The following is a 12,723-nucleotide window of genomic DNA, read 5'->3' as shown; positions in this document are numbered from 1 at the left end:
AATTTGCTTTTCTTAGACCTGCCAGATGAGCGGCATGCCTAAACGACGCCATCCGCTCTCCACTCTCTCCAACACGACACGGCAGGCACTGAAACGCTCAGCCACTGCCATGGGCAAACAGAAATTTCTGCCCAAAGCACTACGAAAGCAGCTCAACCGACTGGGACAAGCCAGGCGCCCAAGCCCTCCCAACAACAGGCGCAAAAAGATAACGCCTGAACTGCAGGAGTACATCAAAGGCCTACAAAATAAAGAAACAAGCAAAAAAATAATTCGCGACTTCCGCGAATTAGCTCATTACGCCTATGTGTTTGATATTGAGCACTACAAATCTCAATTAGATTCAAGAGAAGCGGAGACACTTCAAAACATTGGCGACGTGATTCTCCATTACTGCAGCTCAGGCAGCCAGGAAGGAATCGACCCGAGTAACTTATTCGACACAGAAAATTATTTCAGCAAATATCCCGACGTCAAAGAAAGTGGACTCAACCCGATGATCCACTGCTTCAAGTTCGGCATGAACGAACACCGCTATTCGATGGATAACATCCATTTCATGCGGAAAATGGCCGACATTAGAAGGCCTGAGCCAAATCTTCTAAATTCGATCAAAGACGATCTGAAGACAAAAAAGATTGGGGTCTTCCTGCACATCTTCTACCCGGAACTCAGCGAAACAATCGCCGCTTATCTGAAGAACATCCCCTGCAGCATCGACATCTTCATTTCCACAAAGGAAGATTCAGTTCAAGCATTGAAGAACATTTTTGCACGAGTTGAAAATGCCGATAGGGTTGATGTCAGGCATTTCAGCAATATTGGGCGCGACGTCGCTCCATTCATCGTTGGTTTCAAGGATCAAATCCTCAACTACGATCTCATTCTTAAGCTCCACTCCAAAAAAAGCCCCCACAGCAATGCGCTGAGCGGATGGTTCCTTCACTGCCTCGACAACCTAATTGGCAGCGAAACTATTACAGCTACCAACCTCAAAGAACTCCAATCACATGAGATAGGAATTGTGTATCCGATTGAGAATTACGCTCTCAGCCTCGGAATTAAACACGATTCCTGCTGGGGCCATGAAGATGGCAACTACACCAAAGCCAGTCCCTTCCTAAAACGCTTCAATCTCGACCACATTAAAAGAGACAGCCAATTTCGCTTCCCAACCGGGACGATGTTCTGGTGCAAGCCAGAGCTGCTCAAACCCATTCTTGACTGGAATCTCAGCTGGAACGACTTCGATGAGGAAGGCGGGCAGATCGATGGAACCATCGCCCATAGCATTGAACGCCTCATCGGCCTATCGACAACCGAAATATTCAATCAAAAATTGCAAACAACGTACTGTGGATACGCCCTTTCGAAACAACATCAAACCGATAAATCAATCATTGAAGGCAAAAATAAACTGAAAATCCAGGGCTTTGAAAAGGTTATTCATTTCAAACCCCAGCAATTGGATCCAGACTGGTCGCTGAAGAGAAACATCAACCCCAAATCTCTGCACATCCATTGGGTCATACCCAATTTTACGCCTGGCCTCGGTGGCCATATGACCATTTTCAGAGCGATTGATTATCTGGAACGCTGTGGTCACCAATGCACAATCTGGGTTCATTCCGAGCTCAAGGGGAACGACAAGCCAAGCCGCATCAGCTCGTTGCACAAACGTGTCATCGATCAGTCCTTCATTCCACTGCAAACAGACCAGGTCTACATGCTGGGCAATAACCAAGACGACCTTGATCTTGTAAGTGGCGACATTGTCATTGCCACAGACCGCATGAGCAGCTATCCGGTGCTTGGAATGAAAAAGTTTCAGAAAAGATTCTATTTTGTTCAAGATTATGAGCCCTATTTTTTCGCGCGCGGCAGCTCCAGCATCCTCACCGAACATTCGTATGCATCTGAAAACAATTTTTCATGCATTTGTGCCAGCCCTTGGCTGAAACAGAAAATGGAAAGCTTTGGCAACTCAGCCATCTCTTTCCCACTGGCCGTCGACCACAGTGTTTACCAACCCAACAACGATCAGAAACGCAACAAGCATGCCATTGCCTTTTATGTGAGACGCAGCACGCCAAGACGGCTCTATGAACTTGGGCTGCTTGCTTTAAGAGCTTTGTTTGATCTAGGAGAACACTTTGAGATCATCACCTTCGGTGAAAAAGATCTGCCCGATCTTGGAATTCCAGTGAAAGTAAGGCATGCAGGAATTCTGGACGCCGACGCTTTGGCCAATCTGTACCGCCAATGCGCGGTTGGATTCGTGCTTTCAGGAACCAACTACTCCCTGGTTCCGAACGAAATGATGGCCTGTGGGCTGCCTGTCGTTGATATTGATGCCGAACACACGCGGGTCTCTTATCAACCCAATACAGCTGTGTTGGCCGAAGCGACACCAGTGGGGCTGGCCTCTGCATTAAGCCGCTTGCTGAATGACGCATCGTTCAGAGAAATCACCGCCCGAGCTGGTCTCGCCGCCACTGAACAGCTCACCTGGGATGGCTCCAACAAGGTCATTGAGACCTTCATTCAGGCGTCACTTCCATCGGCGCCATCCACACCACACCCCGTTCAAACAACGACGCCTTTGGTGACGGTGGTCATCCCGGTTTACAACGGGGGCACGATGCTGAAGGCGGTGGTTGAGTCCTGTCTTACTCAGGATCTCGATCAGGCCTTTGAAGTGTTGTTGATCGACAGTGCTTCGAGCGATGGATGCCTGGAGGGCTTACCAGAAGACGAACGACTCCGCCTCCATAGGATTCGTAAGGAGGATTTCGGCCATGGGCGTACCCGCAACCTGGGGGTGGAACTAGCCCGAGGGGAGTACGTCGCTTTCATCACGCAGGATGCGATCCCAGCAAATCGCATGTGGCTGATGAATCTGATCGCCCCGCTGCAGAACGATCCACGGGTGGCAGGGGTCTTTGGCTGCCACATCGCCCATACCAATCATGGGCAACTCACTGCCCATGACCTTGACCAACATTTCAACCGTTGGATTTTCAGGAGTCATCGACAACCAATCGAACTGAATGCTGATCGACAAACGACGAATGGCGTTGTCTCCTCCCATGAACGCTTCTACTCCGATAACAATTCCTGCCTAAGGAAATCCGCCTGGGAGACTCTGCCACTTCCGGATGTTGTGTATGGCGAGGATCAATTATGGGCTCGGGAGATTCTTAGGAAGGGATATAAAAAAGCCTATGCATCAACAGCTGTTGTCCGCCATTCCCATGAATATGGCTTCCGTGAAACCGTACTGCGCGCCAACACAGAATGGCATTTCTACAATCGAATGCTTGGAGAAAGACTGCCTTCGAGCAAACAACAGGTTCTGCAAATGGTAGAGCGCTCTTGCAACAATGACGTTCAAGCCCAGAAGTTATACCCAGACATTAGCGATCAAGACTTAATAAGGCGCAGAAAGCTTCATTTTGCACGAGCCTGCGGCTACTACCTAGCGGGAAAGGGGCATGGTGGAATACGTCCCTAACCATTTCAGTTTTCGTTGGTGTTGCCAGAGATCAGCTCTTCCGCATCGCATTGAGAAGGAAGCCACCCACACCCCAGGCCACAACAATGATCCCGATCGAAGCAAGGAAGGCTTGCCAGCGCCAGTTCTGATCAGGCGCAACAGGCAGCTGGGGCTGACTCAGTACAACCACAAATTTGAGCTGTCGCTGGCTCTCGCGGCGACTGTTATCGGCAGCCAAGCGAGCTGATTGGAGGTTTGCGGTCGCAAACTCAACATCCGAAATCAGCTCAGCTTCTTCGAGAACGAGGGTGTTTAAATCTCGACCGTCTTTACTTACAGAACGCTCTCTCTCTTGACGAATCTGGAACTCAAGCTCCTTCACTTGGTCTGCAACAAATGCCACCTCAGGTGCATTGGGATCGCGGTACTGGCGACGTAATGCAGCCTCTTCAACCTTCAATTCAACCAGTTGAGATTCAAGGCCAGAAATGAATGAACTGGTCGTTGCTTGTTCAGTCTCAACACTCAGATTTCCATGTTTTTCACGGAAAAGCTCAAGCTTTCGTGTTGATGCTTTGAGATTTAATTCGGCTATTTGAACCTCCTTTCTGGCAAATTGATTCTGATCAGCATTGATGGATTGATTCACCTCATTCACAAAACGCCGAGACTGCTTAAGCAACGCATTGTTGAGATTGAAAGCTTGTTCTGGCGTGAATCCTGACGTAGTCAGAACGACTGAACCGCTCAAGGGCTGAGGCGCTGCAGACAGTTGTTTTCGATAAAATTCGAGTTGATCGGGCGCAGAACTGTTGGCGGGCAATCCCGTCCGAAGATCCGGAAACTTGATGCGGTAGTCCTGCTCAAGCTTCTTCCCATCAGGGAACAATCGAGACTTGACTTCAGAGGATTCGAGATAAACCTGAAGGTACTGACCATCCACAAGAGAGGTGAGAACTTGGGGAGCAGCTGCCGATCCAGCCAGCACTGAAGACGATGATCCCTCCAGGGGCATTGCCTGTTGAATCACAAATTCAGAGACAGCCGTATAACGATCTCTGCCGATGATGAAACAGTAGAAAGCCGAGGTTGCCAGAAAAGCTGAAATCAGAACCTTGGGCTTGGTAAATCTGTCCAACCGCTCACGCCAGACTGGTGTTAGCTGAGCTTGAGCCAAGAAGCTAGAAACCTGGAATGGTGATGACAGCTCCTTTTGCAGAGAAGTTGAAGAGCTGGAAGTCGGGATGGATTCAGGCATAACCAAAAAATTAACTCAAAGCAGGCGACCGGACAACGATCAGGCGTTAGTCATCATTGGCCTCGACGAGTAACGACTCGTTGGTTCGATAAAGAATCAAAGAAAATCCAAAAAGAATTATAGAGCACCAAACTAAATACGAAAGAGAAATGCCAGGTATCGGATATTGGTTGTTCATTGAGTACCTAAAGAGCTCGACTGCATGAAGGATCGGGTTCCAGGTCACGAAAGGCCTTGTGTACTCAGGCAGCTCAAAGGTTGCAAAAAATATACCTGAAGTAAAAATAATCACCCGGTTGAGGATTCTTTTTAAAATCCTAGTAACCCATTTGTTGAATTGGCCCAGGAAGACAAGACACACCCCAAAACCAAGCGCCATCAGAATGGTTAACAGATAAACGCTGATAGCTAAGCCAGGACTGTCAAGCTGGAAACTCCAGGTGAAATACCAAACCAATCCAAAAATCCCAAGAGAAATCGTTGAAATCGCCCTGAAATCATTGACTAGCAGTGCCAAAAGAATGTCCAAAGGCTGAACTCTTTTGTAGTAAAGAGGAGCCCTTAACTTCAAGCCTGAAAGCGCCTTGATTGCACCTTGCCTGAATAAAAAAGCGATAGCAAATCCAGATGCAATAAAAACTACAATATTGAAGTACATATCTGTCGAACCACCTGCCGCATATCGATTACTACCCCTTAAGAAGCTAAATCCCACGCGCATCACGATGAAGAACAACATGATCTGCAGCGGCGTCACGATGGCTTCCCAAGCGCCGAGCGACGTTCCTGTTGATTTTCGATTGTTCTCATAGGTGGCGATTGCGAGAACCACAGCAATCTGCCTCTGAATCGCAGCAAGAAACCTTCGAAGAAAATTCATAAGATCAAGACCTCCTAAACAAAATCATCCATTTGCTCGTCAGAGGTCTCAGAATTAAGAAGATTTAATCCCATTTCGAGTTGATCTTCATCAGAGTCTGACACATCAGAGGCATCAAGATTTTGATCTGCCCACTCAATGGCCTCTGAAACTCCGCCTGCAAACAGGATCTGCCCCATCGAGTCCAGCACAAGACCATCGGTGCAGAATTCGCGCTGAAAACGGCTGTTTGTTGAGGTAGCGAAGAGAGTTTTACCCTCAAGCTGCTTCAACAAAAGCGCTCGTAGCGGCTTAGCAGGCCTCGACATCAAATACCTCGTCTTGGATATTAAATACAAGTCGAAAGAGAAAAGAACAGACAAGGCTAAAAAGAAGCAGTCTTTTTGCTCTCGAGAAAGCTCTTTAATAATTGACCTTGGATCGATCTCCGCTGCCGATATAAAGCTCCAGAATTCATCCACACTCACCAGGGACTTTTCAAGGCAATCGCTGTAAACGGTCGTGAGAAAGTTTAGGGCGTGAGTAATCCGCAGTTTTCCATCCAACCCCCCTTCTCCACCCACGGGCCAACCAACCACTCCTTCGGTGAGCATTTCCCCAGAAACAGGAGGGACAAGACCAGCTAGCGCTGCGCTTAATTGATACCGCAAAAACGAGCTATTTGTAATTACAGCGATTCTCTTTGCTTGATCAAGTTCCCAATTCCAAGGAGCCTTAAAAGAAATGCGCGGGTCTGATTTATCGCAGCGGAGAGAGAAGTTCTGGAAGGTCAACAGCGGCCTGGCTGAAGCAGTCGCACTCACCACAACACCAGGTGTAAAAGGGCCCAATTCGGTGACCATAACACCAGGAAATCAAGCAGCTTCAGGGGTGCCGTGCAACCCAATGAAGAGCACCTTTGATCAATCCGGTGCGACAACGCTTTTCCAAGCGATCCGTCACCAAACGCAGTGCGAGATCTCCGGTGCGTTGCATCAGCAGCTTCGGCAACAGAACCCCTGCTCCATTCGGGGAGAGTTCAAGACTTAGATCTGCCTTGGCCATCAACCGTTCCTGCTCGGGTCGGATCCAGGCCTGGCACTGGAACTGCACCAAATCCTGCAACGGCCCGAGGCCATGGATCGTGCAGTGTTCGAAAACAATGGTGAGTTGATCGCCATCCCAGCTGGAGCGGAACACCACCTCAGGCTGGAGCTGAAACTTCAGCAACTGATACGGCCGAGATGCATAAAGGAAGCGGCCATCCGCAAGCCGCTCCACCTTTTTGCGGTTCAACAGAGCCTTCAATGGGCGCCCAGGCTGCGCCAGGTAGCCCTGCAGCTGAGGCAGGGATGCATCAGGCACCTGCAAATTGATGCCATGGGAGCGGTGAACCTGCACCGGAGACCACCGAGACGATTGATGCGGAACGATGGCACGATCAACGGACAGTGATCACGGATGATCGAAGCACCGCTTGATCGCGCCGAGGATCCGATGACGCTGCCGTTCAGGATTGAAACCGACAGCCTGGGTGGCATTGAGGTGGCGTCCGAAGCGCTCTGGGGAGCCCAGACCCAGCGGTCGCTTCAGAACTTCGCCATCAGCGACGAACGAATCCCACTCGAGATCATCCAGGCCCTGGCCTGGATCAAGCGCTCCTGCGCCACGGTGAACGGCCAGCATGCGCTTCTGAGCCCTCAACAGGTTGAGCTGATCTGCACGGCAGCCGATGCCATTGCCGCTGGCCAGCACAACGATCAGTTCCCGCTTCGGGTCTGGCAGACCGGAAGCGGAACCCAGACCAACATGAACATCAACGAGGTGATCAGCAATCTGGCGTCTCAGGCCTCAGGCACCGCCCTCGGCAGTCACAGCCCAGTGCACCCGAATGACCACGTCAATCGGTCGCAATCCACCAATGATGTATTTCCCGCCGCCATCCATGTCGCCGCGGCCAAGCAACTGAAGGATGGGCTGCTGCCGGCGCTCAATGCCCTGGTTCAGGCCTTGGATGCAAAAGCCCAGGCCTGGATGCCAATCGTCAAGATTGGCCGTACCCATCTGCAGGATGCGGTACCCCTGCGTCTTGGCGATGAAGTCGCCGCTTGGCGTGATCAACTCAAACAAGCCCAGGCTTGGCTGGAGGACTGTCTGGTCAGCCTCGGCGATCTCCCTCTTGGGGGCACCGCGGTGGGCACAGGATTGAACACGCCACCGGGCTTCCGTCATGCCGTGGCGGAGGCGCTGAGCCGGGTCGCTGGCGTCGAGGTCCGTCCTGCTGACAACCTCTTCGCGGTGATGGCCGGCCATGACGCCCTCGTCCATGCGATGGGCCAACTTCGTCTGCTGGCGGTGGCCCTGCTCCGAATCACCAACGACGTGCGTCTGCTCGGGTGTGGGCCCCGGGCTGGTCTGGGGGAGTTGCGGCTTCCCGCCAACGAACCCGGCAGCTCGATCATGCCGGGGAAAATCAATCCCACCCAGTGCGAAGCCATGGCCATGGTCTGCACCCAGGTGATCGGACTCGATGGCGCCGTGGCAGCCGCCGGCGCCGGCGGCCATCTGCAGATGAATGTGTACAAGCCCTTGATCGGCTTCAACCTGCTGCAGTCGATTCGCATGCTCAAGGACGCCATGACCAGCTTCCGCCAGAACTTGGTGGAGGGCTTGGAGCCGGATCGGGAGCAGATTCAGAGGTTTGTTGATCGCTCCTTGATGCTGGTCACCGCCTTGACCCCGAGCATCGGTTACGAGAAGGCCAGTGCCATCGCTCAGCATGCCCACCACCAGGGGCTGACGCTGAAGCAAGCGGCCTTGGAGCTGGGCCACATCACCGCAGCAGACTTTGATCAGCAGGTGAATCCAGGCGCAATGGCCGCTCCGGAAGCCTGAGCTCAGGCCGCCCTCTCCGTTGCCGGGTTGAGCGCAGAGGAAGGCGGCACCAAATCCTGGGCCTCGGCCACGGGGAAGCGGTTGATCGCTTTCAATGCCTGACGGGCATGGCTGCGCAATTGCTCGCTAATCGCTTCGCAGTAGGGCACCTGGGCCAGAAGATCCACGGTGCGGCGCATGATCCGCACCACATCACCCTCGTCCAGGGACGTGTTGGCGATCAGATCGCTCCAGGACGTTCCCCGCGCCCAGGCATCCACAAGACCCATGAGCTCAGGTTCCCACCAGGCCGGCACCACCACACCAGCGCGTTCCTGGGCCCGTAGCAGCTCGCGACGAAGACCCGACAGATCCTGGAGAGCTTCCTCAGCCGCCGCAGGCGGCGGGAAGCCACTCCATAGGTCGGGACGGTTGACCTCTGTGCTGATCGCCTCGAACACCGCCGCCAGGTCTGGGGCGGAGAGGTCATCGAGATGCCCACTCATCAGAGCCAGCCCCAGCCAGAGTTCGTTGTCGCCCCGCAAAGCAGCCACAGTGCGGCCAATCTCTGTGGGTTCCAATTCATCAAGACATCCGAAGTGCTGCAGGATCTCCATCAAGGCCAGGAAGGTCTCCCAGTGACGGTTGGCCCGCTGATGCAGCTGCTGCTGCCGTTCGGCGATCTCCAGTTCCAGATCTTCCATGCGCCGGCGGTGCTTCTTCAGCTGTTTTCGATCTCCCCAGCGATGGGCCGGATGCTGCTCCTGCTCCTGCTCGAGATCCCGCACCAGCCGGGCCTGGGTCAACACCTCCCCAGCCAGGTCGTATTGCGGGGTGGTCATGTCATGGCGCCGGGCCATGTGGGCCACGGCTAACGCCAAACCCCCACTGGCCTGATCGCCATGGCGCAACTCGCCGGAACGGGACAGCTCCGGGACCTCCAGCCCGTCCACCTGCAGACAACTGAGCTCCGCGTGGATGCTCACCACGGCCTGACAGGGCAGCAGGATCCAGACATTTTCATCGGTCAGGCAGAGCAACAGCGGGAACTGACCGGGCCCCTTCACCTTCTCGACGATCACCGCGGGCGCGACGCGCCCCCGCAGCTGAGGCGATTTAAGGCTGACCAGGGTGCCGGTGCTGGCGAACTGCAGGGCCATCGTCAGCTCGTTGGCCAGCGTCTCCTCGGCCTGCTGCTGAAGGATGCGGAGCAAGCGCCGCTCTTCGCGGAGCCGCCCACGCATTTTTTCGTAGTCCTCAAAGTCTTCCCAGGGGATGTCGCCGGCGACGCCCTCCAGCTGGCTGAGTTGCAACCGCAGCTGGGAGAGGTTCTCCTCATCCTCCACGAGGTCAAGTCCCGCCAGATAGCGACCAAAACTGCGCTCCACCAGCTCCCTTGCCTTGGCCAAATCGTGGCGCTGCAGCAGGTTCAGAACCATGCCGTAGCTGGGGGTGAACTGGCTCACCAGGGGGTCGGCGGGACTCGTCGCCAGCTGACCTGCTTCACGCACACCTTCGAACCTGCTTTGCACCGTCACGACATAGCCCTGGGAGTCGAGGCCACGCCGCCCGGCCCGACCGGCCATCTGGAGGAACTCACTGCCCATCAGTGAGCGATGCCCCCGTTCAGTGCGCTTGGAGAGGGCCGCAATCACCGTGCTGCGGGCCGGCATGTTGATGCCCGCCGCCAGGGTCTCCGTGGCAAAGACCACCTTCACCAACCCCTGCTGGAAGAGCTCCTCGATCAACTCCTTCCAGGCGGGCAGAACACCGGCATGGTGGGCAGCGATGCCCCGCAGCAGCGCATCAGCGTGAATTCCATCCCGAACGGCCTCGGGGTTGTCATGGCTGTAAGCGGTTAAGCGCTCCTTGATCCGCGCCTGCTCCTCTTGGGTCACCAGGCACTGCACCCCCAGATCCCTCACCGCCTTGTCACAACCGCGGCGGCTGAAGATGAAGTAGATGGCCGGAAGCATCTGCCGCTCGGCCATCTGGGCCACAACGAAGCTGATCGGCGGTGGCTCCGGTTGCGGGGGCCTCTGGGAACGCCCTTTGCGCTTGTGCCCCTTGGGCGCGCGCCAAACCTTGCAGTTGGGATGCAAACCCGTGCCGGCGTCGTTCAACAGCGGGTGCAGACCCTTGGCACTGCAGAAGCTGAACTGCAGCGGCACCGGCCGGTGATCACTCATCACCAACGTGGTCGGACCATGAACCTTCTCGATCCAGTCGGTTAGCTGCCCGGCATTGGCCACGGTGGCGGAGAGCCCCACCAGCTGCACCGTGGGTGGACAGTGAATGATCGACTCCTCCCAGACCGTGCCCCGCTGAGAGTCGTTCATGTAGTGGCATTCATCGAGCACCACCGCTTCCACATCAGCCAGGGGATCGTCGTGCTCATCCGCCTCGGCGTAGAGCATGTTCCGGAAGATCTCCGTGGTCATCACCACGATGGAAGCCTCGCGATTCACGCTGAGGTCACCGGTCATCAAGCCCACGTTCTCCGCACCAAACTGATCGCGGAAATCGCGCAGTTTCTGGTTGGAGAGAGCCTTCAGCGGTGTGGTGTAGAAGACCTTCTGGCCGTGGGCCAGGGCGCGATAAATGGCGTATTCGCCGATCAGGGTTTTGCCGGATCCCGTGGGGGCACTGACCACGACCGAATGTCCCTGGTTAAGGGCATCAATGGCTTCCAGCTGAAAATCATCCAGCGGGAAAGGGAAGATTTCTGAGGGATTCAGTGGGGCACTGCGATCGACATCGGGCTCGGATCGGGGCGTGGCCGGTGTCGATTGGTTCATCGATTGATCTTAAGGAGCCTGGCTGAGCTCTCTTTTCAAACAAGCGATAAGCCACGCCAATGCCATCAATCAGATGTGCCGACCTCCTTTGACGGAACCGAGCCAAATCATGAAAAATAGTGAAGAGAATGCTTCGAGCCTTGGTGATCCCACCGGGGCTTTTTTTGTGACTGCCTCCGCAGAGGCGAAGGGTGACAGAGGCACTCCGCCGGTGCCATGACAGAGGGGATTTAGCGCCACTACCTGTGACTGTGACCAGCACTCAGCTCACCAAGCCGCGGCCGGCTGAAGACACCCTGATCGATGCCCTGCGGGGCTGCAGCGACGTCAAGGAGCTGAAGGCCCTCGAACAGCGCCTGGCATCCAGCACCGATGCCCCGCCGCTGTTCAACTGGATCTGTGATCTGCTCGTGGAACGACGCATCTCCCGTGGCCTCGCCGCCCGGCTGCTGTTCGAACTCCATGACGGGGGCTCGACCTAGGGCGACCGACTAAGGCGAGCGACGCCTCCAGACGGCAGCAAGGGCGCTGCCGATCAGGCAGTGAATCACCGCAGAGATGGCACCCGGCAACGCCGTCAGGGGACTGGCGAACCCACCACTGCGGGCGAGGACCACGGCCAGTCCTGAGTTCTGCATGCCCACCTCGATGCTGATGGTCCGCTGAGCCTGCACGGTCTGCCCCGCCAGCCGGGGAATCAGCCAGCCGAGCAGAAAGCCGCCGCCGTGAAGTAGCAGGCAAGCCAGGATCAGCACGGGCCCCTGCTGACGCAGCACAGCCGTCTGGCTGCCCACGATGCTGGAGACGATCATCACGATGGCCATCACCGCCAAGGGAGGCATCACAGGCTCAATCCGCTGGGCCACACCGGGCAAACCACGCTTGAGCACCACCCCAACGGTGACGGGCAACAACACCACCTGAAGCACGGCCAGGAACAGGGCCCAACCGTCCACCGGCACGTACTGACTGGCCAACACCTGGGTGAGACGCGGGGTCAACACAACCGCCGCCAGGGTGCTGATCGTTGTCATGACCACCGAAAGCGCCACATCGCCACGGCCGATCAGAACCACCACATTGCTGGCGGTCCCCCCCGGGCAGCAGCCCACAAGAATCAAACCCACCGCAAGCGGCGCAGGCAGGTGCAGAGCCGCCGCAATCGCAGCGGCAAGAGCCGGCATCACCAGGAACTGCGCCAGCACCCCGAGCAGCATGGCCCGGGGGCGTCGACCAACCCGCACGAAATCAGCGGGTGTCAGCCCAACGCCCATGCCCAGCATGATCACGCCGAGTCCAAGGGCGATCAGTGGGCCCTTGAACCAGATGAACAGCGGGGGATGCAGCAGCGCCAGCAGAGCCCCCAGCAACGTCCAAAGCGGAAACAGCAGAGTGAAACGCTCCCAGGACATGACGATCAGAGGACTGCGGCCATCCT

At 55.4% G+C, this 12,723-nt stretch carries 9 protein-coding genes; 3 read left to right on the top strand and 6 right to left on the bottom strand.

The window, feature by feature from the left end; all coding sequences use genetic code 11:
* Positions 1–25 precede the first annotated feature (25 nt).
* Positions 26–3,514 (top strand): rhamnan synthesis F family protein, encoded by a 3,489-nt coding sequence (locus FZZ90_RS08565; RefSeq protein ID WP_226425274.1) that lies wholly within the window; start codon positions 26–28, stop codon positions 3,512–3,514.
* A gap of 31 nt (positions 3,515–3,545) precedes the next feature.
* Here FZZ90_RS08565 and FZZ90_RS08560 read toward each other — a convergent pair whose 3' ends face one another.
* The 4 genes from FZZ90_RS08560 to FZZ90_RS08545 are packed head-to-tail and all read right to left on the bottom strand — an operon-like array spanning position 3,546 to position 7,014.
* Positions 3,546–4,754, bottom strand: coding sequence for a sugar ABC transporter (locus FZZ90_RS08560; protein ID WP_226425273.1), 1,209 nt, complete (start codon positions 4,752–4,754; stop codon positions 3,546–3,548).
* A 46-nt stretch (positions 4,755–4,800) separates the two neighbouring features.
* On the bottom strand, positions 4,801–5,634 hold the full coding sequence (locus FZZ90_RS08555) for an ABC transporter permease (protein ID WP_226425272.1): 834 nt from the start codon (positions 5,632–5,634) through the stop codon (positions 4,801–4,803).
* Positions 5,635–5,648: 14 nt separating this feature from the next.
* Complete coding sequence (locus FZZ90_RS08550) at positions 5,649–6,476, bottom strand: hypothetical protein (RefSeq protein ID WP_226425271.1); 828 nt, start codon at positions 6,474–6,476, stop codon at positions 5,649–5,651.
* Positions 6,477–6,498: 22 nt separating this feature from the next.
* Positions 6,499–7,014 carry a DUF1997 domain-containing protein gene (locus tag FZZ90_RS08545; protein WP_226425270.1) on the bottom strand — a complete coding sequence of 172 codons (516 nt, stop codon included), beginning with the start codon at positions 7,012–7,014 and terminating at the stop codon, positions 6,499–6,501.
* 60 nt (positions 7,015–7,074) lie between these two features.
* On the opposite strand from FZZ90_RS08545, the gene FZZ90_RS08540 reads away from it, so the two are divergent.
* On the top strand, positions 7,075–8,508 hold the full coding sequence (locus tag FZZ90_RS08540) for a class II fumarate hydratase (RefSeq protein WP_226425269.1): 1,434 nt from the start codon (positions 7,075–7,077) through the stop codon (positions 8,506–8,508).
* Positions 8,509–8,510: 2 nt separating this feature from the next.
* Here FZZ90_RS08540 and FZZ90_RS08535 read toward each other — a convergent pair whose 3' ends face one another.
* The gene (locus FZZ90_RS08535; RefSeq protein WP_226425268.1) at positions 8,511–11,285 is read right to left on the bottom strand and encodes an RNA helicase; all 2,775 of its coding nucleotides are present in this window, start codon (positions 11,283–11,285) and stop codon (positions 8,511–8,513) included.
* A gap of 251 nt (positions 11,286–11,536) precedes the next feature.
* On the opposite strand from FZZ90_RS08535, the gene FZZ90_RS08530 reads away from it, so the two are divergent.
* A complete protein-coding gene (locus tag FZZ90_RS08530) occupies positions 11,537–11,767 on the top strand; it encodes a hypothetical protein (RefSeq protein ID WP_226425267.1) in 231 nt (76 codons plus the stop codon).
* A gap of 9 nt (positions 11,768–11,776) precedes the next feature.
* Here FZZ90_RS08530 and FZZ90_RS08525 read toward each other — a convergent pair whose 3' ends face one another.
* Complete coding sequence (locus FZZ90_RS08525) at positions 11,777–12,697, bottom strand: bile acid:sodium symporter family protein (protein WP_226425266.1); 921 nt, start codon at positions 12,695–12,697, stop codon at positions 11,777–11,779.
* Positions 12,698–12,723: the final 26 nt, after the last annotated feature.

The organism is Synechococcus sp. MU1617, assembly GCF_020514235.1.
In the GTDB taxonomy this organism is placed as follows: domain Bacteria; phylum Cyanobacteriota; class Cyanobacteriia; order PCC-6307; family Cyanobiaceae; genus Parasynechococcus.
Note: the sequence above shows the minus strand (reverse complement) of the source record. Positions and strands in the feature narration are given on the sequence as shown.

Bases quoted from the DNA above. Each gene is read 5' to 3' on its own strand.
- FZZ90_RS08565 (WP_226425274.1), top strand. From the start codon at position 26: ATGAGCGGCATGCCTAAACGACGCCATCCGCTCTCCACTCTCTCCAAC.
- FZZ90_RS08560 (WP_226425273.1), bottom strand. From the start codon at position 4,754: ATGCCTGAATCCATCCCGACTTCCAGCTCTTCAACTTCTCTGCAAAAG.
- FZZ90_RS08555 (WP_226425272.1), bottom strand. From the start codon at position 5,634: ATGAATTTTCTTCGAAGGTTTCTTGCTGCGATTCAGAGGCAGATTGCT.
- FZZ90_RS08550 (WP_226425271.1), bottom strand. From the start codon at position 6,476: ATGGTCACCGAATTGGGCCCTTTTACACCTGGTGTTGTGGTGAGTGCG.
- FZZ90_RS08540 (WP_226425269.1), top strand. From the start codon at position 7,075: ATGATCGAAGCACCGCTTGATCGCGCCGAGGATCCGATGACGCTGCCG.
- FZZ90_RS08535 (WP_226425268.1), bottom strand. From the start codon at position 11,285: ATGAACCAATCGACACCGGCCACGCCCCGATCCGAGCCCGATGTCGAT.
- FZZ90_RS08525 (WP_226425266.1), bottom strand. From the start codon at position 12,697: ATGTCCTGGGAGCGTTTCACTCTGCTGTTTCCGCTTTGGACGTTGCTG.